This window comes from Pseudomonas fluorescens (genome assembly GCF_902497785.1).
GTDB lineage: Bacteria > Pseudomonadota > Gammaproteobacteria > Pseudomonadales > Pseudomonadaceae > Aquipseudomonas > Aquipseudomonas fluorescens_BO.
Window position 1 is genome coordinate 63,287 of sequence record NZ_CABVHK010000018.1, and the last position, 19,228, is coordinate 82,514.

Annotated in this window: 15 protein-coding genes; 7 read left to right on the forward strand and 8 right to left on the reverse strand. The window is 59.3% G+C overall.

Annotated elements, in window-relative coordinates:
* Positions 1-2 precede the first annotated feature (2 nt).
* On the reverse strand, positions 3-809 hold the full coding sequence (locus F8N62_RS24520; RefSeq protein WP_150713089.1) for an alkaline phosphatase family protein: 807 nt from the start codon (positions 807-809) through the stop codon (positions 3-5).
* Between the two features lie 179 nt (positions 810-988).
* A complete protein-coding gene (locus F8N62_RS24525; RefSeq protein WP_150713090.1) occupies positions 989-2,056 on the reverse strand; it encodes an ABC transporter substrate-binding protein in 1,068 nt (355 codons plus the stop codon).
* Between the two features lie 349 nt (positions 2,057-2,405).
* Here F8N62_RS24525 and F8N62_RS24530 point away from each other — a divergent pair, with 349 nt between their 5' ends.
* Positions 2,406-3,119 (forward strand): UTRA domain-containing protein, encoded by a 714-nt coding sequence (locus F8N62_RS24530; RefSeq protein ID WP_150713091.1) that lies wholly within the window; start codon positions 2,406-2,408, stop codon positions 3,117-3,119.
* A 13-nt stretch (positions 3,120-3,132) separates the two neighbouring features.
* Here the strand turns inward: F8N62_RS24530 and F8N62_RS24535 are convergent, their stop codons facing one another.
* Complete coding sequence (locus F8N62_RS24535) at positions 3,133-3,900, reverse strand: DODA-type extradiol aromatic ring-opening family dioxygenase (RefSeq protein ID WP_150713092.1); 768 nt, start codon at positions 3,898-3,900, stop codon at positions 3,133-3,135.
* A 103-nt stretch (positions 3,901-4,003) separates the two neighbouring features.
* Between F8N62_RS24535 and F8N62_RS24540 the strand changes: the two genes are divergently transcribed.
* Positions 4,004-4,660, forward strand: coding sequence for a thiopurine S-methyltransferase (locus F8N62_RS24540; protein ID WP_150713093.1), 657 nt, complete (start codon positions 4,004-4,006; stop codon positions 4,658-4,660).
* Between the two features lie 214 nt (positions 4,661-4,874).
* Here F8N62_RS24540 and htpX read toward each other — a convergent pair whose 3' ends face one another.
* Together htpX and F8N62_RS24550 are read right to left on the reverse strand one after the other, a co-directional pair.
* Positions 4,875-5,762, reverse strand: coding sequence for a protease HtpX (gene htpX, locus F8N62_RS24545; protein ID WP_028620675.1), 888 nt, complete (start codon positions 5,760-5,762; stop codon positions 4,875-4,877).
* Positions 5,763-6,079: 317 nt separating this feature from the next.
* The gene (locus tag F8N62_RS24550) at positions 6,080-7,291 is read right to left on the reverse strand and encodes a pyridoxal phosphate-dependent aminotransferase (RefSeq protein ID WP_090188845.1); all 1,212 of its coding nucleotides are present in this window, start codon (positions 7,289-7,291) and stop codon (positions 6,080-6,082) included.
* A gap of 225 nt (positions 7,292-7,516) precedes the next feature.
* Here F8N62_RS24550 and msrB point away from each other — a divergent pair, with 225 nt between their 5' ends.
* The 3 genes from msrB to F8N62_RS24565 all read left to right on the forward strand — a co-directional run bounded on the left by msrB (position 7,517) and on the right by F8N62_RS24565 (position 9,082).
* The gene (gene msrB, locus F8N62_RS24555) at positions 7,517-7,912 is read left to right on the forward strand and encodes a peptide-methionine (R)-S-oxide reductase MsrB (protein WP_150713094.1); all 396 of its coding nucleotides are present in this window, start codon (positions 7,517-7,519) and stop codon (positions 7,910-7,912) included.
* A 226-nt stretch (positions 7,913-8,138) separates the two neighbouring features.
* Positions 8,139-8,624, forward strand: a complete 486-nt coding sequence (locus F8N62_RS24560) for a glutathione peroxidase (RefSeq protein WP_150713095.1) — start codon at positions 8,139-8,141, stop codon at positions 8,622-8,624.
* Positions 8,621-9,082, forward strand: a complete 462-nt coding sequence (locus F8N62_RS24565; protein WP_150713096.1) for a MarR family winged helix-turn-helix transcriptional regulator — start codon at positions 8,621-8,623, stop codon at positions 9,080-9,082. Before F8N62_RS24560 ends, F8N62_RS24565 begins: the two co-directional genes overlap by 4 nt.
* On the opposite strand, the gene F8N62_RS24570 is transcribed toward F8N62_RS24565, so the two are convergent.
* Complete coding sequence (locus tag F8N62_RS24570; RefSeq protein ID WP_318181639.1) at positions 9,066-11,387, reverse strand: response regulator; 2,322 nt, start codon at positions 11,385-11,387, stop codon at positions 9,066-9,068. The two genes, F8N62_RS24565 and F8N62_RS24570, sit on opposite strands and share 17 nt — an antisense overlap.
* Positions 11,388-11,555: 168 nt before the next feature.
* On the opposite strand from F8N62_RS24570, the gene F8N62_RS24575 reads away from it, so the two are divergent.
* A complete protein-coding gene (locus F8N62_RS24575) occupies positions 11,556-12,446 on the forward strand; it encodes an ATP-binding protein (RefSeq protein ID WP_150713098.1) in 891 nt (296 codons plus the stop codon).
* The gene (locus tag F8N62_RS24580; RefSeq protein WP_150713099.1) at positions 12,443-12,925 is read left to right on the forward strand and encodes a GAF domain-containing protein; all 483 of its coding nucleotides are present in this window, start codon (positions 12,443-12,445) and stop codon (positions 12,923-12,925) included. The genes F8N62_RS24575 and F8N62_RS24580 overlap by 4 nt, the downstream gene beginning before the upstream one ends.
* Here the strand turns inward: F8N62_RS24580 and F8N62_RS24585 are convergent, their stop codons facing one another.
* Together F8N62_RS24585 and F8N62_RS24590 are read right to left on the reverse strand one after the other, a co-directional pair.
* Entirely contained in the window at positions 12,926-15,868 is a 2,943-nt protein-coding gene (locus F8N62_RS24585) for an HD domain-containing phosphohydrolase (protein WP_150713100.1), read from the reverse strand.
* Between the two features lie 50 nt (positions 15,869-15,918).
* Complete coding sequence (locus F8N62_RS24590) at positions 15,919-19,224, reverse strand: transporter substrate-binding domain-containing protein (RefSeq protein ID WP_150713101.1); 3,306 nt, start codon at positions 19,222-19,224, stop codon at positions 15,919-15,921.
* Positions 19,225-19,228 lie beyond the last annotated feature (4 nt).

Consider the following 19,228-nt stretch of genomic DNA (forward strand, 5'->3'; position numbering starts at 1 on the left):
GTTCACTTGAGCAGCTCCCGGCAGACGGGTTTGTCGTGGGCCACGCCCAGCAGTTCGCAGACCGTGCCACAGATTTCAGTCTGTTTCGGTGCGGCATTGGCGTTGAAGCTGAAGGCGTTGCCGAGGACAAACAGCGGCACTTCGCGCTCTTCCGGCAGCAGACCGTTGTGGGAGCGGTCATTGTTCATGCCGTGATCGGCGGTCACCAGCACCTGATATCCGGCGTCGAGCCAGCCTTGCAGGTAGTCGGCGAGGATGATGTCGACCGAGCGGGCGCTGTTGCGGTATTGCGCAGTGTCGAGGCCGTGCTTGTGCCCGGCGTCGTCGATGTTCATGGGGTGCACCAGCAGGAAATTCGGCGCATGGCGCAGGCGCAGGTTTTCCGCGTCGGCGAACAGGTGTGAATCCGGGTAGTGGTCGTTCCAGTAGAAATGACCGTGCTGGATCGGCAATTGCGGATCGTCAGTGTGGCGATCCCGCGCCGCCACGAACGGCGAACTGTTATACAGCTCGCTGACCCAGTGATAGGCCGCGGCGGCAGTTTTCAGGCCGGCCTGGGTGGCGTAGTGATAGATGCTGCGCTGGTTGGACAGGCGCGAAACGTTGTTGTGAACGATCCCGCTTTCAATCGGCGTGACGCCGGTCAGGATGCATTCGTACAACGGGCGGGACAGGGCGGGCAGTTCGCATTCCAGTTTGTAGAGCGCTGCGCGTCCTGCGCCAACGTAAGCCTGCAAGTGCCCCATGGCGTGGCGCGCAACCTCGTAATTGAGACCGTCGAGCACGACCAGGATGACGTTGTGCTTCATAAAGGTGGAACTCCGCGAAGACCCATAATTCATACACGCAAGCCATCCCCTGTGGGAGCGAGCCTGCTCGCGAAAGCGGCTGAGCATTCAACGAAGAAGGTGAATGTCCTACTGCTTTCGCGAGCAGGCTCGCTCCCACATTGGATCTCCAATGAGTATCCAATGTGGGATTTACCGCGTTATTGCATATTGATAATGACTTCTTCCTGCCACTTCTGCGGCAGGGCCTTGGAGGTCTTCTCCCAGGCGTCCGCGTCTTTGATCGGCGTCACGCCTTTGTACTGTTCGTTCGGCAGCAGTTTGGACTTGACGTCGTCCGGCAGTTTTAGGTGTTCGGAGCGGATCGGACGGGCGTTGCCGCGCGCCAGGTTGATCTGGCCTGCATCGCTGAAGATGTATTCGCGGGTCAGCTTGGCGGCGTTGGGGTTCTTGGCGTATTTGTTGATGATGGTGGTGTAGCCGGAGATCACTGAGCCGTCAGAAGGAATCAGCACGGTGTAGTCATCCGGATTTGCCATCTTGGCTTTATAGCTCAGACCGTTGAAATCCCAGACCACGCCGACTTCGATTTCACCTTTTTCCATGGTGGCGATGGTCGGGTTGGCCATGGACAGTCGACCCTGTTTGGCAATGTCTGCGAACAGCAACAGCGCCGGTTGCAGGTTCTTCTCGTCACCGCCGTTGGCCAATGCCGCGGCGAGTACCCCGTTGGCAGCCTGTGCCGCTGTGCTCACGTCACCAATGGACACTTTGTATTTGCCGGTTTTGAGGTCAGCCCACTTGGTCGGTGCTTCGGAGCCGTGCAGCAGCTTTTTGTTGACGATGAATGCGATGGTGCCGGTGTAGGCCAGCGCCCAGTTGCCGTCCTTGTCCTTGGCCCAGTCCGGAATCTGATCCCAGGTGCTTGGCTTGTACGGTTGCACCACACCCTGCTTGACCGCGATCGGACCGAACGCTGCACCAACGTCGCCGATGTCAGCGCTGGCGTTGTCTTTTTCCGCGGCGAACTTGGCGATTTCCTGCGCCGAGCTCATGTCGGTGTCGATGTGTTTCAGGCCGTACGTCTTGGCCAGGTCTGCCCAAGTGCCTTTCCAGTTGGCCCAGTCATCGGGCATGCCGACGCTGTTGACCGCACCTTCCGCTTTCGCCGCGGCTTCCAGGGTTTTCAAATCGGTATCCGCTGCCATTGCGGCGGTGCACAGGGCAATGGTCGAGCCTAACAGTGATGCCAGGAAAAACTGTTTCATTCCGAAGCTCCTTTGGGCGTTTTCAACGCTGCGATTGCGGTGGTGTTGGTCTAGGTCAGCAATACCTGAGCCAATCTAGTTGCGGCTGATGACATTTTGATGTCGACCAGCGGCGCATATTATGTTTCGCACATCTATGCTCAGGCTTCGGAGTAAGCGTAGACCATGCCCAAGGAGCCGATATGACAGGGCCTGGTGGTAAATGGGCAGTCGGTTTGCTGAACTGTTCAGCGGCGTTGTCATCTGCCAGTCATGCGCAGTGCCTAGGCTTGCACTGAGTGGCTGGAGCCGTTTTAGTGGCTCGGTTCGCCCCGAATCAGTGCTGGTCTAGTCCAGATAGGTAACGTTGATGCGCATCGAAACAACCAAAGCGGTGACAGCGATCGGGCAGGTGCTTCAGGAACAGCTCGACCACGGGCTGTTGCCGTCGGGCAGCAAACTGCCGGCGGAGCGCAAGCTCAGTGAGTTGTTCGGCACCACGCGAATCACGGTGCGCGAAGCGTTGTTGCAACTGGAGGCCCAAGGGCAGATCTATCGCGAGGAGCGCCGGGGCTGGTTCGTGTCGCCGCCACGCCTGGCCTACAACTTGATGCAGCGCAGTCACTTTCACGCGATGGTCAGCGCGCAAGGCCGAGTGCCGTCCACCGAGGTGATTTCGGCGCGGCTGCAACCGGCATCGGCGGCGGTTTGTGCCTGGTTGCAGTTGCCGGCGCTGTCGAGCGTGATTCAGATCTGCCGGGCGCGGCGGATCGACGAGCGACTGGTGTTGTACGTGGAGCACTATCTGAATCCGCAATACTTTCCCGGGATTCTCGAGTTCGATTTGAATCAATCGATCACCGAACTGTACGCGCGGCACTACGACTTGCATTACGGGCGGGTGCGGTTCGAGATCGTGCCGACGGCGTTGTCGGTGGATGCCGCGGCGGCGTTACGGGTGTCGGTCGGCAGCCCGGGCCTGCGCATTGCCCGGGTCAATTACGATCAACACGAGCGCTTGATCGACTGTGATCTGGAGTTTTGGCGCCACGATGCCATTCATGTCGGTGTTGACGTGGTTTAAACCTGGCCGTCGATTATCCGAAGCTGTAGATATCCATGCCCAGCGCGCCCAGGGTGAAACCCGTGTGGCGCACGCTGAACGTTCCACCGGCGCCGCGCGCAAAGTACAGCGGCAACAAATGTTCATCACTTGGGTGGTTGCGCACGGCGTTCGGTGCCAACCGGCGATAGTCGTGCAACGCGGCCTCGTCGTTGGCCTCAAGTGTCTCGATCATCCAGTCGCGAAATTCCAGGGCCCACGGCTCGACACTTTCCGGGCCGGCATGCCAGTCCAGTTCGCGCAGGTTGTGGGTGATGCTGCCGGAGCCGATCAACAGAACGCCCTGTTCGCGCAGTATCGCCAGCGCCTGCCCGACACGGGTTTGCAGGGCAGGGCCGCCGTGTGTTGGCAGGGAAACCTGCACCACCGGAATATCAGCCTGTGGATACATCAACGATAACGGCACCCAGACGCCATGATCGAACGGCCGCTTGGCGTCGATGCGTGCCGGCAGGCCAGCGATTTTCAGCAGATCGACAACCTCTGTCGCCAATTGCGGATCGCCGGGCGCCGGGTATTGCACCTCGAACAACGCCTTGGGAAACCCCCCGAAGTCATGCCAGGTTTCAGGTTGCGGATGACCACTCACCAGCAGTTCGTGGCTTTCCCAATGCGCGGAGACCATCACGATAGCCTTGGGTCGCGGCATTTCGCCGGCAATACGCGCGAGGGCCGGCCCGCTGGCACCGGGTTCCAATGCCAGCATGGGGGAACCATGGGATATATACAGGCTGGGGAACATGAATGAGCTCCTGAGAGTTAAGATGGCGTCATCTTCAGTCAGATCATTGATCTAAATCTAATATAAGTTTTAGGGTGTTTTGATCGAATTTTCGGAGATATGTATGCAGCCGGAGTTTTGGCACAAGCGGTGGCAGTCGAATCAGATCGGCTTCCACTTGCCGGAAGTGAACCCTTATCTGCAACGTTTCTGGCCACAATTGGCACTGGAAGACGGCGCCCGTGTGTTGGTGCCGTTGTGTGGGAAAAGTCTGGATTTGTTGTGGCTGGCGCATCAGGGTCATGAAGTCCTGGGGATTGAGCTGTCGGAAAAGGCCGTTGAAGACTTCTTCGACGAGCACCAATTTGACCCGGACGTCAGCGAGCAGGGGCCGTTCAAGGTCTATCGCGCAGGGTCGATCGAGTTGTGGTGTGGTGATTTCTTCGCGTTGACCGCCGGCGATGTGGCCGATTGCACCGCGTTATACGACCGTGCCGCGTTGATAGCCCTGCCGCCGCTAATGCGCGAGCAGTACGCGGCGCATCTGAACCGGATCCTGCCGAAGGATTCGTTGGGGTTGTTGATCACGCTGGATTACGACCAGAGCCAAAAAGATGGCCCGCCGTTTGCCGTGCTTGATGACGAGGTGCAGCGGTTGTTTGGCAACATGTGGGCGCTGAAGGTACTGGAAGACCAGGATGTTTTGGGGGAGAGCTGGAAGTTTGTCGAGAGTGGCGTTACTCGGCTTGAAGAGCGGGTGTACCGGGTTTCTGCCCGGTAATTGATGTTTGTCTGTACTGACCTCATCGCGGGCAAGCCCGCTCCCACAGGGTTTTAGGTGTGATTGCACTCTATGGCAGATTACAAAATCCTGTGGGAGCGGGCTTGCCCCGGGCGGCGTTCCGACGATGAGGTCCTGAAAAGAAACGCAAAAATAAAGCAGACAAAAAAAAGGCCCGCATCGCTGCGGGCCTTTTCTTTGGGTGCCGAACCTGTCAGCCGCGACGACGCAGTGCGTCGATACGCTCTTCCAGCGGCGGGTGGCTCATGAACATGCGGGCGAACCCTTGTTTGATGCCACCGTTGATGCCGAACGCATTCAAGGTGTCCGGCATGTGCACCGGCAGACCTTGTTCCGCCCGCAGACGTTGCAGGGCGCCGATCATCGCGTTGGTGCCCGCCAGTCTTGCACCGGCTTCATCGGCACGGAACTCACGTTTACGCGAGAACCACATGACGATGGAGCTTGCCAGAATACCCAGGACCAATTCGGCGAAGATGGTCGCCACGTAGTAGGCGATGCCCTGGCCTCCCTCGTTCTTGAAGATCACCTTGTCGACAAAGTTGCCGATGATCCGTGCGAAGAACATGACAAAGGTGTTTACCACGCCCTGGATCAGGGCCAGGGTGACCATGTCGCCATTGGCCACGTGGCCGATTTCATGGGCCAGAACGGCTTTCACTTCATCCGGCGAGAACCGCTCGAGCAGGCCCTGGCTGACCGCGACCAGTGCGTCGTTCTTGTTCCAGCCGGTGGCGAAGGCGTTCGCTTCGTAGGCCGGGAAAATCCCGACTTCCGGCATCTTGATCCCGGCTTCCCGGGACAATTGCTCGACCGTTTGCAGCAGCCATTGCTCATGACGTGTGCGCGGTTGGGTAATGATTTGGGTGCTGGTGCTCATCTTCGCCATCCACTTGGAGATGAACAGCGAGAACAGCGAACCGGCGAAACCGAAGACCGCACAGAAAATCAGCAGCTGATTGAGGTTGAGGTCAACCCCGTTGGCCGCCATGAACCCGTTGAAGCCGAAAAGGCTCAGGGTGATGCTGGCAATCAGCACGACCGCCAGGTTAGTGGCCAAAAACAGCAGGATGCGCATCATGGTTGTAGAAATCTCCTTTCGCTAAAGATGTAGCTTACTGCGGGGTATATAAGGTGCCGCACCGGGCTATTCAACCGGGTGACTATTTCAAACTGTGTCCTACAGCAAGAGTCTAGTCGGTTGAAGGGTATTTCCGACGCGCGCAGGGGAAGCGTTTGTCAGCCGATTCGCGTCGCAGGTCCCGTCGTTGTTAGACGCGGCGGCGAAATGGACGGGTGCATGGCAGTAGAAGAGGGGATGCCCGTCGAGGCATGAAGAAATGTTGCTGAATTAATCCGTGTGCGACTTCCCACCAGAAATCGCACGCGGCCAGACGGTTACTGGCGGTAGGATTTGAGGAAGTTACCGATCCGCCCGATGGCCATGTCGAGGTCATCGACGCGCGGCAGGGTCACGACGCGGAAGTGGTCCGGCCATGGCCAGTTGAAAGCGGTTCCTTGCACGACCAGCAGCTTTTCCGACAGTAGCAGGTCGAGAACGAATTTCTCGTCGTTGTGGATCGGGCAGACTTTCGGGTCGATGCGCGGGAATGCATACAGCGCGCCCATGGGCTTGACGCAGCTTACGCCGGGGATGTCATTGAGCAGTTCCCAGGTTCGATTGCGCTGTTCCAGCAGACGACCTTGCGGCAACACCAGATCGTTGATGCTCTGGTAGCCACCGAGGGCGGTCTGGATCGCGTGCTGGCTCGGCACATTGGCGCACAGGCGCATGTTCGCCAGCATGTCGATGCCTTCGATGTAGCTTTGGGCGTGATGTTTCGGCCCGGAAATGGCGATCCAGCCGGAACGGAAGCCGGCCACGCGATAGGACTTGGACAGGCCATTGAAGGTCAGGCACAGCAAGTCCGGCGCCAATGATGCGGTGCAAATGTGCACGGCATCGTCGTACAGAATCTTGTCGTAGATTTCGTCGGAAAAAACCACCAGGTTGTGCTGGCGCGCCAGTTCCAGCATGCCCAGCAGCACTTCTCTGGAATAGACGGCGCCAGTCGGGTTGTTCGGGTTGATGATCACCAGCGCTTTGGTGTTCGGGGTGATCTTGGCCTTGATATCAGCGAGATCCGGCCACCAATTGGCTTGCTCGTCGCACAGGTAATGCACCGGGTTACCGCCGGACAGGCTCACGGCTGCGGTCCACAACGGGTAGTCCGGGGCCGGCACCAACACTTCGTCGCCATTGTTCAGCAGGGCCTGCATCGACATCACGATCAGTTCGGAAACGCCATTGCCCAGGTAAATATCTTCGATGCCCACGCCTTCTACCTGCTTCTGCTGGTAGTACTGCATGACGGCTTTACGGGCGCTGAACAGGCCTTTGGAATCGCTGTAGCCCTGAGCGGTCGGCAGGTTGCGGATGACGTCCTGGAGGATTTCATCCGGCGCTTCGAAACCAAAGGGCGCCGGGTTGCCGATGTTCAGCTTGAGGATGCGATGGCCTTCCTCTTCCAGGCGTTTGGCGTGCTTGAGCACTGGGCCGCGAATGTCGTAGCAGACGTTGGCGAGCTTGTTCGATTTGCTGACCTGCATGGCGATGTGTTCCCGAAAATGAACGATCCAGGCGGCGTATGACCACCGTGCTGGGAATCCTGCGTATTCACACAGGCCTGACGCCTTGAGAGGCAGCACCCATAAATCCGTTTGAATGCGCGTGGTCGGGCTGCCAGACTGGCGTTTGACGAGGCGCAATCATACGTGCCGCCCGATCCGTGGAAAAGGTACAGATCGGGCTTTTTCAACTGCTGAGGTGTGATGATGGAAAAGTTGGAAAAAACCCTGGAAGAATGGAGAGCGATGCTCGATCCGGAGCAGTACAACGTGTGCCGCCTCAAGGGCACCGAGCGGCCGTTCTCCGGCAAATACAATGACAGCAAGGTCGACGGTGTTTACCACTGCATCTGTTGCAGTGAGCCGCTGTTCGACTCCAGCACGAAGTTCGATTCCGGATGTGGCTGGCCGAGCTTCTACGCGCCGATTGGCGACAGCGCCATGGTCGAGATCCGGGATATCAGTCACGGCATGATTCGCACCGAAGTCGTCTGCGGCAAATGCGACGCGCATCTGGGCCACGTGTTCCCCGACGGTCCGCCGCCGACGGGGCTGCGGTATTGCATCAACTCGGTGTGCCTGGATCTTGTACCGCGGGGGTAACCTGCTTATGCGATTCGTCGCTGATTCACCTCGACTCCTGTAGGAGCGAGCTTGCTCGCGAAGATTTCAAGGACACGGTGTCAATCCTGAATGCACGCGTTATCGTTTACGCTCTTCGCGAGCAAGCTCGCTCCTACAGTTAACGAAGAGATTTGATTTATTGAATTGCACACAATTCAATTGCTCGCTATGTTTGGATTCTCTTCCTTACACCGAGGCCTGAATCATGAGCGATAACCTGCTGAGCATCCCGTGCACCACGATCAAGGGCGAGCAAAAGACTCTGGCCGATTTTGCCGGTAAAGCCGTGCTGGTGGTCAACACCGCGAGCAAATGCGGTTTCACTCCACAGTACAAAGGCCTTGAGCAACTGTGGCAAACCTACAAGGACCAGGGGTTGGTCGTGCTCGGTTTCCCGTGCAACCAGTTCGGCAAGCAGGAGCCGGGGAACGAAGGGGCGATTTCCGAGTTTTGCGAGCTGAACTTCGGTGTCAGCTTTCCGCTGTTCAAAAAGATCGATGTCAACGGCGCCGGCGCCCATCCGCTGTTCGTTCAGTTGAAAAAACGCGCACCGGGCGTGCTCGGTTCCCAGGGTATCAAGTGGAACTTCACGAAGTTCCTGATCGGCAAGGATGGCCAGATGGTCAAGCGTTTCGCGCCGGCCACCAAACCGCAGGACCTGAGCCGCGAGATCGAAGCCCTGCTCAAATGAACAGCTTGTCCATCGATTCCCTGAAGCTCGACAGCCAGCTGTGCTTCAAGTTGTACGCTGCGTCCCGGGCGGTGATCCGTGCCTACAAGCCAATGCTTGATCAGCTCGGCCTGACTTACCCGCAATACCTGGCCATGCTGGTGTTGTGGGAATGGCAGGAAGCGCCACCGGAGCAGCCGACCGTCAAGGCGCTGGGCGAGCGCCTGGCGCTGGATTCCGGCACGTTGACGCCGTTGCTCAAGCGGCTTGAGCAGCTGCAACTGGTTCAACGTCGGCGGTCGACCCGGGATGAGCGCGAGGTGCACCTGAGTCTGTCGCCTGCCGGCAAGGCGTTGCGTGAGCAAGTCGGACCGCTCAAGGCTCGTCTGTTGTGCGACAGCGGCGTCGATCTGGATCGCCTGAGCGATCTGCGCGACGGCCTCGATCACTTGTTGGGGCAGATCAACGCACTGTCATAGTCGGCATCCACACATCCAGCAGCGCCGCCAGTTCTTCGCGACGGAACGGTTTGGCCAGGTAGTCACTCATGCCCGCCGCCCGACAGCGTTCGCGTTCCTCGGACATGGCGTTGGCGGTCAGCGCAACGATGGGCAACTGTGGCCAGCGTCCGCTGCGGCGGATTTGTCGACTGGCCTCGTAACCGTCCATCACCGGCATGTTGCAGTCCATCAGCACCAAATCAAACTCATGGCTCTCCAACTGATCCAGCGCTTCTGCGCCGTGCGCCGCGACAGTCACCTCGCAGCCGAGTTTTCCGAGCATGCCCTTGGCCACCAGTTGGTTGACCGGGTTGTCCTCGACCAACAACACCCGCCCGCGTCGCTGGGGGGTAAGCGCTTCGAGTCGGGCATCGTTGAGGGTGTTGATTTCCGGCAGCAGGACTCGCCGCAACGTCTGGTACAAGGCATTGCGCGCCAGTGGTCGCGCCTGCTGTTGCAGGGGCGCCAGGGCACTGGCTTCTTCGCTGGGCATGAAACTGCCGTAGGCGGTCACCAGCAATATCGGCGCGGTGCACGTGGGACGCAGGCCGAACAGGCACTCGGGACAGTCGGTGATGACCACATCAGGATTCAGGCCGATCAGCGAGTCATCGATCGAGCGCTGCTGATAATCCAGCCCCCAACCCGGTAGCAGACTCTTCAATAATTCGGCCAGGCCACTGCTGGCGGCGGTAATGGCAATGACCTTGCCGCGCAACGTGACCGGATGCAGCGCGCGGGTGTGACAAGGCAGCGGCAGATCCGCACAGAACTGGCTACCGAAGCCCGCTTCCGAGCTGATCGTGAGGCGTCCCCGCATGGCTTCGCATAGGTTGTAGGTCAGGGCCAGCCCCAGCCCGGTGCCGCCGAACTGCCGGGTAATGCCGGCACCGGCCTGGGTAAAGGGCTGGAAGATCTTGACCTGGGCGTCCTGGGCAATACCGATGCCGGTGTCGCATACCTCGATTCTGACACCTTCCTGGAACGTCGACAGGCGCACATCGACTCGACCGAAACGGGTGAATTTGAGCGCGTTGGACAAGAGGTTGCTGACAATCTGCCGCACCCGGGTCGGGTCACCGAGCACCAGTGCCGGAAAGGTCGGGTCAATCAGGCACGTCAATTCAACACTGGGCGCGGCGTTTTGCGACAGCAGGTTGGCGGTGTCCTCGACCAGTGCGCCAAGGTCGAACGGAATGTGTTCGAGTTCAAGCTGGCCGGCATCGAACTTCGACAGGTCAAGAATATCGTTGAGCAATTCCACCAGCACTTTGCCCGAGTCATGCGCGATGGACAGTTGTTGCTGTTGCTCGGCATTGAGCGGGCCGTCGAGGGACAGCGCGATCATTCCCAGCAGACCATTGAGCGGCGTGCGGATTTCGTGACTCATGTTGGCGAGGAACACCGAGCGCGCTTCGGCCATGTCCAGCGCCGTGCTTCGCGCCATCTCCAGTTCCTGGTTGGACTGGCTGAGCCGGGTGTTGATCGCCTTGAGTTCCGCCGTGCGGGCGGAAACGATGTTTTCCAATTGGCCGAGGTAGTCCGTCAGACGGTTTTCAGCGTTGCGGCGTTGCTGGATTTCAGTCGCGATGTTTTCAAACTGTTGGTTCGCCACCTTGACCAGCACACCGATTTCATCGTTTTCATGGCCCGCCGGGTATTCGAGCCAGGTCGGTTCGACGCTGCGCGGATCGCGACTGCTGAGTTCGCGAATGACCCGCACCAGGGGTTTGGTCAGCATCACATAGAACAGCGCTAACAGGATGCCGGTCAGCAGAAGACTGCGGGCGAACCCGTTGAGCAACGTGATCTCGGCCCGTCGCAGGAAACGGTTGCCGAATGAGTAAGTGTCCACTTCCAGGCGCAGAGTGCCGAGGGATTCGGTCGGCAAGTGATCCAGATACAGACGGTCTTCGAACACCCGGTTGGCACCAAACAGAACGTCGCTGATCAGCCGATAGCTGCTCTGAACGCCGGGGCGCTTGACGTTGGCCAGCACCGAACCGTTGTTGTCGATCAATTGCGCACCGATGATGGCGGGTGAGCGCAGCAGACCCAGGGTCAATTCCTGGGCGAGTTCGGCGTCGATGTTGTAGGCGATACGCGAGGCGGGGTTGTGGCTGATTTCCAGTAAAGACTGTATTTCACGGTTGATAGAGGCGTCTTCACTGGCATAATCGATGCCGATTTGCAGCAGACTGAGCAGGGTGCCCAGAATGAAACCGACCAGCACGGTAAGCCGGGCCTGCTTGTAGGACAGCCGGTTGGTGAACTTGATGTCCATGGGGTGTCGAACCACTTCCGTTTCCCTTCGCTGCTCAAGCATAGTCGATCATGTATGGATGCCGATGTTCTCACGAGCCCGTGTGCAACAAGGTATGAACCGGGCACCGACCGCCGTGTTTCAGCGCTGTACCGCCATCATTACTGTGAACGTGCCCGAGGAGAAGACGTGGATTCCCGATTGAATGCTTTTCTTGAACGCGCCGATGCCGTTCTGGCCCGGATCGAACCGCTCTTGCCCGCACCTCGGCAAGCCATCGACTGGACGCAATGCTTGGCCGCGCGCTGGCAGCGCGAGGGACGCAGCGGTTTTCTGTTGCCCCTGCACGTCAGCCTCGATACCCGCTTGTCCGACCTGATCGGTGTTGACCGCCAAGTCGAGCAGTTGGGGCGCAACACCCAACAATTCATCGACGGCATGCCGGCCAACCACGCATTGCTCTGGGGTTCGCGTGGCACCGGGAAGTCGTCGCTGGTGCGCGCCTTGCTTGCCGAACACGCCAAGGCCGGTCTGCGGTTGATCGAAATCGAACGTGATCACTTGGCGGACTTGCCGCGTGTGGTCGAGCAGATCGCCAGGTTGCCCCAGCGTTTCGTACTGTTCTGCGATGACTTGTCGTTCGAGTCGGGCGAGGGTGATTATCGCGTGCTCAAGAGTGTGCTCGACGGTTCGCTTGAACAGGCACCGGATAACGTTCTGCTGTACGCCACCTCCAACCGCCGCCACCTGGTGCCGGAAAAGGACAGCGATAACGAAAACTGGAAGCGGGTCGACGGCGAGCTGCACCCCAGCGAGGCCGTTGAAGACAAGATCGCACTGTCGGACCGGTTCGGTCTGTGGCTGTCGTTCTATCCCTTCACCCAGGATCACTTTCTCAGCGTGGTCGAGCACTGGATCGGACAACTCGCCGACAAGTCCGGCCTGAAGTGGCAGCGTGATGAAGAACTGGACATCCTCGCCGTGCGCTGGGCCACTGGCCGGGGCAATCGCAATGGACGATGCGCCTATCAATTTGCCCGCTATTGGGTCGGGCTGAAGCTGTTGGAGCACAAGGCATGATCGATTTACAACACACCGGCCAAGGCCTCGAAGGCTACGGCATGCTGCATGCGCAGCTAGAGTCGTTGCTGGCTGACGAGCGGGATTTCATTGCCAACGCCGCGCAGTTTTCGGCGTTTCTGTACAACCAGCTCGATGACCTGAACTGGGCCGGTTTCTACCTCAATCGCAACGAAGAACTGGTCCTCGGCCCGTTCCAGGGGCAGATCGCCTGTGTGCGGATTCCGTTTGGACGCGGTGTGTGCGGGACGGCGGCGTCGACGTTGCAGACCCAGTTGGTCGAAGACGTACACGCGTTTCCCGGGCACATCGCTTGCGACAGCGCGTCGAACAGCGAACTGGTGGTGCCGCTGGTCAAGGAGGGTCGATTGATCGGCGTGCTTGACCTCGACAGCCCCAAACTCGCGCGGTTTACGGCTGAAGACAAGGCCGGTATCGAACAGCTGGCAGCGATTTTCCTGCGCCTGACCGACTGCTGATCATTCCCTCAAGCCTGCCTTGAGCAACAGGCTTGACGGATCCACCGCATCGATCTGCTGTGGATCAAGGAATTTATCGGCGTACTGCCGATAAATCCCGGCATTGATGAACAACTCGAACAGCTGCGGGTCGATGTGGGCATCGCGACACATGAAGGCCATGATGCCCAGCGCTTCGCTCAAGGACTTGGCTTTCTTGTAGGGTCGATCCGCAGCGGTCAGCGCTTCAAAAATATCGGCAATCGCCATCATTCTCGCCGGCAGACTCATTTCTTCGCGCTTCAACCGCTTGGGATAACCGGTGCCGTCCATTTTTTCGTGGTGGCCGCCGGCTATTTCCGCGACGTTTTTGAGGTGGTCGGGGAAGGGCAGGTGACGGAGCATCAGAATCGTCTGCACCATGTGGTGATTGATGATGTAGCGCTCCTCGCGGGTCAGCGTGCCTCGGGCAATGCTCAGGTTGTAGAGCTCGCCGCGGTTGTATTTGTAGCGCGGCACGTCGAGTTTGAACCCCCACGGGTTGTCGTCAGGAATCAGTTCACTCTCGGCGCGTTCGAACAGGTGCTCGGGTTTGTCCGCCAACAGCGGCTCGCTGACCGGCAGGGTCGGCGCTGGCGTTCGCGCCTGGCGCCGGTTTTCTTCCCAAGACACGCCCAGACGGTCATCCAGGGTTCGGCTCCAGGTCCGTTGAGCCAGGCCGCGCAGGCGTTGCAAGTCAGCCTCGGCCATCGCCTCGCCGCCCAGATTGCAGCGGGCGACGAAGGCGAAATCATCGTCCAGTTCGGCCAGACTGGCGTTGCGCAGTTCGGCCAGATGATGCGCGTCGCCACCCAGGGCGATGGCTTGCCAGTAGTTGATCCACGCATCGCGTTTGAGCACTTCGAAGCGGGTGCGGATTTCATGGATGCGATCGTTCAGGGTTTCGAGCTTGGTGGCTTTATCCACCACATATTCCGGGGTGGTGACCTTGCCGCAGTCGTGCAGCCACGCGGCGATGTGCAGCGCCTCCCACTCATCTTCGGTCGGTTGATAGTCGCTGAAGGAAGGATCTTCGCTGGCGGCGGCAGCCTGGGCGAGCATCAAGGTCAGCGCCGGTACCCGCTGACAATGCCCTCCGGTGTAAGGGCTTTTGGCATCGATCGCACTCGCGAGCAATTGAATGAAGGCATCCAGCAGCTGCTTCTGTTTGGCTTGCAGGCGCTGGCTCTCAATACTCACGGCGGCGGCACCGGACAACGCTTGAAGGAACGCAATGCGGTCCGGACGGAGTTTTTCCAGATCGCTTTCGGTGCCGCTGTCCGCCAGCAACAAAATCAGCAAACCCACCGTTTCGTTATGACGATTGTGCAGGCGGATACCGATCAGGTGCACCCGCGGGCACTCCATTGCATGCAACACTTTTTGCAAATCCTCCGCCTGTTCGAAGCCGAGACTGGCGACCACATTGTCCGCCTCTGACAGCTGCCGCAGCCACGCCGGGCTTTTCGGGTCCAGGAGTTCGTGGCCACGAATGTCGAATGCTGGCAATGCTTGGGAAATGCCGTCGATGACCAGGCCGTGTGGCTCCAAGCGATCACTGTCCATTTCCCGCAGGTAAATAAGGCCGGCCTGGGCCTGGCCGATCTTCACGGTTTCGAACAGCACCCGTTCCAGAAGCGGAGCGAAGCGGGTTTCGGCGCTGAGGCTGTCGGTGATCTGGAAAAAACTCGCCAGGGTGTCTTTCATGCGCGTCATGGAGACGCTCAATTGGTCGACTTCGAGCACCAGTGAGCGGCGAGAGACCGGAAAGTTGAAATTGAAACTGCGGATAGCATCGGCTTCCTCCACCAGTTTACGCAGGGGTTTGACCAGAATTCTCGAGGTCAGCCACCCCAGCGGCAGGCACAACAGTAACGTCGCCAGCGTAATCAGCGCGCCTTGCCAGCGTATTCGGTAGGCATTGGCGAGCAATTCGTCCTCCGGCACCAGCAACGCCAGTTCCAATCCCTGAGGTCCGCCCTCCTGCATGCTGCTGCGGGCAACGATCCATTGGCGACCGACGGCGTCTAGCCTGGTGCCGGGGGGCGGGTGGTTAAGCAGGGCACCGAGCGCGGGGCTCAGGTCAGCGGCCTTGCTGAGGTGGGCCGACTGGTCGTCGACGATCAGTTTGCTGCTGTCGGGATAAGCAACGGCGTTGCCTTCGGCATCGAACAGCACGATTTCGGTACCGGGGGTGACGACGTGTCGGGCCAGGGTGGCGGACAGTGCCGCCAGCGTCAGGTCGGCGCCGATGATGGCGTGCTCGCCAGCGCGACGGGCGAGGGTGGTGCCGACGTTGCGGGTGGAGAAAAACAGGTAAGGCGCAGTGGTGATCTGATCGCTGCCGCGACGCGCGCTGGTGAACCAGTCGCGGGTGCGCGGATCGTAGGTGTCGTCGGGGTTGTCCTGCTCGCTGACAGGGTTCAGGTCCTGATCGAAGAACAATGACCGCGACTGCACCGGGCCGGCGTTTCGCTCGATGCTCCACACCTGCCAGGCCGCAGTATCCGGGGCGTTGAGCAGGGTTTTCAGGGCGGCGGTTCGCAGGGGCCGCACCATGAAGAAATCGCCATTGTCGTAACCCAGATACAACGAAGCAAGATCAGGGTTGTCCTTGAGCGCCTGACTGAAGGGTTGGAGCATAGGCAGGCGTTGTTCGAGGTCCGGCGCCCGGGTTGCCGGATTGTGCACCAGCAGGCTGAGCAGATGACGGATCGGTTCATAGGTGCCGTGCAGGTCCACCCGGACATCCTGCTCGATGCGTTCGAAGAGCTTTTCACTGCTGGACAGGATGATCTGCGTGGTTTGCCGATAGTTGAAAAGGCCCAATACCACGCCCGTCAGCAGCAACAGCAGGGTGAACATCACGCTGATGTGCACGTGCAGGGGAAACCGCCGTTGATCCGGGCGCAGTGGGCTGGGCATTGCGAGGTCACTCCATGAGGGTTAACACACTGCTCAGCGACCAAGCATAGTTAAGGCTCCATGATTCTGCTTTCGTGGTGTTGAGCAATTTGTTGCTGCAAGGCTTTCTCCAGCTCAAACATGGCGCGTTCTACGGCTGCGCTGCACTCGTCGGCCTCATCGTCCGTGAAGCGTTCATGACAGGCCTGCTCCAGTGCCTCACAGCTGTCGATCAAGCGGTTCGCCTGGACAATTCGCGCGGCGCCCTTGATTTTGTGCGCGAGATCGAGAAATGCCTGGGGGTCTTTTGATCGGGACAGCGCCTGCAATGCCTGCCGGTCCTGGCGATTGCTTTTCAGGAGTTCGGTCAACAATCGCAGGTCCATCGCCGGGTTACCCCCTGTCAGCAGGTGTAGCCCTTCCAGGCTGAACGCGGGACCGCGGGCAGTCGGTTCGATGCCTGCAACCCATTGGCTCAAGGCGGTCAGCGTCAGAGGCTTGAACAGACAGTCGTTCATCCCGGCGTCTTTGCAACGCTGCAATTCTTCCGGCTGCGCGTTGGCGGTGAAACCCAGGACCGTGCAGGGCGCACGCCGGGATTGCTGTTCATGACGGCGAATGGCGCGTGCGAGCTCGTATCCGTTCATGACCGGCATGTTGCAGTCGACGATCACCAGATCGAAGCGCCCGGTGTTCCACACCCTGAAGCCCGCTTCACCATCCTCGGCGACGCTGAATCGATGTCCCAGAAATTCCAGTTGCTGGCACATCAGCAAGCGATTGGCCGGGTGATCATCAACCACCAGAATCTTCAACGGCATCGTGGTCGGGTGGAGTGGCACTTCGGCGGTTGGCGCCTTTCGCTCGACCGGCAGTGTGGCCAGAAGCAGTGAAACCTGAACCTGAGTACCGACACCCGGCTGACTTCCCAGACGCAACGTGCCCCCCATCATTTCGCACAGGCTGCGGCTGATCACCAGGCCCAGGCCGGCGCCCCCTCTGCCTGCCTGTCCGGTTTCGTCCACCTGGGCAAAAGGTTCGAACAGCCGTTGTTGATCCCTTTCGCTGATGCCGATGCCGCTGTCCTGAACCTGTAACAGCAGCCGGACCTGCTCGGGCGCATCGGTCGGGAGCAGTTCAACGCTGACCCGGACCTGCCCGTGCTCGGTGAATTTGATCGCGTTGCTGACCAGGTTCGACAGCACCTGTTTGAAGCGCGTGGGGTCGAGCATCACGTCGATGGCTGGATTGGCCGGGTCGACCTCCAGCTGCAGTTTGAGGTTTTTCTGACGGGCGAGGCCCTCGAATATTCGTACGACCGACCCCACAATCTCATTCGGATTCACCCGCTCCGGACTCAGGCTCAGGCGCCCGGATTCGATCCGCGCAATGTCGAGAATATCGCCGATCAGCTCCAGCAAGTCCTTCGCCGAGTTGTACGCCACGTCAATGGCCGGCCGATCCGGATGGTCGCTTTCGATGCGCTTGAGTGTCAGCTCCAGCATGCCGATCACGGCATTCATCGGCGTACGGATTTCGTGGCTCATGGTTGCCAGAAACGTGCTTTTAGCCCGGTTGGCTTCATCAGCGCGCTCTTTGGCACAGCGAAGCTCATCGAACAGTTGCCGGCGTTCGGTCAATTGCTCGTTCAGCGCGCGTTCGGCTGCCTGCCGTTGCTTGATCTGACGGCGCATGTACGCATTCCACGCGGTGGAGATCAGCAGTAGCACGCCGGCACCGATCACAATTTGATAGAACAATCGTTGGTAGTTGCGCCAGGTACTTTGCGAGGACGCCGAATAGCCACGCCAGCGGCTGTTGATGATGCCCAGTTCTTCCGGTGCGATGCTCAGCAGCGCCTTGTTGAGGATGGCATTCAGTTCTTTGGCCTCTCGCCCGGTGGCGAGGGAGAACGCCGCCTGTTGGGTGCCGATGGTGGTGCTGATCTGCAGCGTGTGTTCAAAAAGCCGCGACGAAATAAAGTAGTTGGCTATCACCAGTGAGTTCACCGCCCCCTCGGCCTTGCCTTCGGCGAGCAATTCCACGGCACTGAACGTGTCCGGCGTTTCGATCAGCCTGATTCGCGGATACTCGCGGCGCAGGTAATCCACCAGCGGACTGCCTTGGGCGATGGTCAGGCGTTTTCCCTGCAACTGCTCAAGGTTCGCCGGGCTGTTGGCGCCTTTGCGAGTCAACAGGACAAAGGAGTTTTGCAGAAAGGGACGTGTAAAGGTCAGCGTAGTTTCACGCTCGGCACTGGGGAGCAGGGCAACGATCACGTCGATCTTGTCTTCCTTGACCTGGGCGATCATCTCGTCGTCACTGCGGCTGCGATGGATGTCGAACCGTAAACCGGTACGCAGTCTGATCAGTTCAAGCAGATCGGCAGTAACGCCGCGAAAGTTGCCGTTGCTGTCGAAAAACGATAACGGCGCAAGCGCTTCATTGACCACCACGCGCACCACCGGATGGCGTGCCAGCCACTGTTCCTCAGGATCGGTGAGTTGCAGTTTTTGATCGGTGAGCAGAATGTCGCTGCCGGCACTCCAGCGCTCGGCGATGTTCTGTCGTTCGCTGGCCGGGATGGCCTCGAGCATGGCATTGATGATGCCGAGCAATTGCGGGTTGTTCTTGTGCACGGCAAAACTGAAACCGTGGGCCTCGTGTTTACCGAAGTTGGCCATGCGGATGTTGTTCAGGTAGCCCTTGTTGATCATGTAATGGGTGGAAATGGTGTCGCCGAGGAACACGTCGGCCTGATCGAAAGCCACGGCGTTGATCGCGTTCTGGTAAGACGGATAAGACGTAATGGTCGCTTTGGGGTACAGGGCCCTGACTTCATCCAGTGGCAGATAGTGATACACCATGCTCAGTCGCAACCCGGCGAGGCCTTCGGTCAGGGATCGGGTTTCTCCTTCGCGTGTCACCAGAACCGGCTGGTCCACGGCATAGGGTGTCGACAGCACGATGGCGGCGTTGTGAGCCTCAAACCCGTTGGCCGTGCCGAGCAGATCAACCTCGCCCCTTTCGAGCGCCTTGATCGCAGCCCCACGGGATGCGAAGCGGTGAACCCGCACCGGTAAACCGACGGTTTCGCCGAGAAGACCCGCGTAGTCGGCAGTGAAGCCTTCGTAATCCCGACCACTGACAGTCAGGTCGAACGGCGGATAATCCGGCGCTGACGTGCCGAGGATCAGCTCTCTTTTACTTGAGATCCATTGGTGTTGCGATGGGGTCAAATGGACGTCCAGATGTCCGGCGGTTGAACGACTGAGCAGGGCGTAGTGCTCGCTGTCGGTATGCGCAGCCGGCGCGGTGGTGCTCAGGCATAAACCGGCAGCCATGAGTATCAGATAATCCTTTAAATGACGGGGCATCCTG

Coding starts and splice junctions, on each gene's coding strand:
- F8N62_RS24560 (WP_150713095.1), top strand. CDS start 8,139: ATGAGCGATAACCTGCTGAGCATCCCGTGCACCACGATCAAGGGCGAG.
- F8N62_RS24550 (WP_090188845.1), bottom strand. CDS start 7,291: ATGCAGGTCAGCAAATCGAACAAGCTCGCCAACGTCTGCTACGACATT.
- htpX (WP_028620675.1), bottom strand. CDS start 5,762: ATGATGCGCATCCTGCTGTTTTTGGCCACTAACCTGGCGGTCGTGCTG.
- F8N62_RS24520 (WP_150713089.1), bottom strand. CDS start 809: ATGAAGCACAACGTCATCCTGGTCGTGCTCGACGGTCTCAATTACGAG.
- F8N62_RS24590 (WP_150713101.1), bottom strand. CDS start 19,224: ATGCCCCGTCATTTAAAGGATTATCTGATACTCATGGCTGCCGGTTTA.
- msrB (WP_150713094.1), top strand. CDS start 7,517: ATGGAAAAGTTGGAAAAAACCCTGGAAGAATGGAGAGCGATGCTCGAT.
- F8N62_RS24530 (WP_150713091.1), top strand. CDS start 2,406: ATGCGCATCGAAACAACCAAAGCGGTGACAGCGATCGGGCAGGTGCTT.
- F8N62_RS24540 (WP_150713093.1), top strand. CDS start 4,004: ATGCAGCCGGAGTTTTGGCACAAGCGGTGGCAGTCGAATCAGATCGGC.
- F8N62_RS24535 (WP_150713092.1), bottom strand. CDS start 3,900: ATGTTCCCCAGCCTGTATATATCCCATGGTTCCCCCATGCTGGCATTG.
- F8N62_RS24565 (WP_150713096.1), top strand. CDS start 8,621: ATGAACAGCTTGTCCATCGATTCCCTGAAGCTCGACAGCCAGCTGTGC.
- F8N62_RS24570 (WP_318181639.1), bottom strand. CDS start 11,387: ATGGACATCAAGTTCACCAACCGGCTGTCCTACAAGCAGGCCCGGCTT.
- F8N62_RS24525 (WP_150713090.1), bottom strand. CDS start 2,056: ATGAAACAGTTTTTCCTGGCATCACTGTTAGGCTCGACCATTGCCCTG.
- F8N62_RS24580 (WP_150713099.1), top strand. CDS start 12,443: ATGATCGATTTACAACACACCGGCCAAGGCCTCGAAGGCTACGGCATG.
- F8N62_RS24585 (WP_150713100.1), bottom strand. CDS start 15,868: ATGCCCAGCCCACTGCGCCCGGATCAACGGCGGTTTCCCCTGCACGTG.